The sequence below is a fragment of the Paenibacillus sp. P4_A9 genome (genome assembly GCF_056402415.1).
On sequence record NZ_JBFUHL010000254.1, the window covers coordinates 1 to 500 of the forward strand.

Below are 500 nucleotides of genomic sequence, written 5' to 3' on the forward strand. Positions count from 1 at the left end.
CAGATGGGGATTTTGTTGGTTCAATAAGGAGTTTACCATTTGCAAAATATGATCTTGATTAGTCAATTACCAACGAGAGACTAAGCTACAATAGAGCGATAGTTGAGGGGCTTGCTTCGCGGCAGCTCCTCATTTGTTTATTAAAGTAACGGGCAGTTTAGTGATATTGCTTAACGGGCAGGTTAACGCAACTAAATGCTTCAATTTTCGTTAATAAGTAAGAGGTGAAAATAAGTTATGAAAAAGATTTCTTTATTATTGCTGATAGCTGTAAGCATATTTATAATTTATCAATTTCAAAAACCCATCCTTACAGAAAAAAATGCTATTATCAAAGCAAAAGAATATGTAAAAGTAGGCAACGAAAAAATGAACAGTGATTTTGATACTGAGAAACAGGCTGAATATTGTTTACTTAGGAATGATACGTTTTTGAACAAAATTATAGGGAATAGGCAATGGTCTGTTATGATTGATGGTGTTGCAGTTGATATCAATGC

1 protein-coding gene is annotated in these 500 nt (G+C 33.4%); it reads left to right on the forward strand.

Features of this window, described 5'->3' with window-relative positions:
* Positions 1-237: 237 nt before the first annotated feature.
* Positions 238-500: hypothetical protein (locus AC1DVJ_RS31340; RefSeq protein WP_477596875.1), on the forward strand; the 263-nt coding region annotated here is incomplete at its 3' end.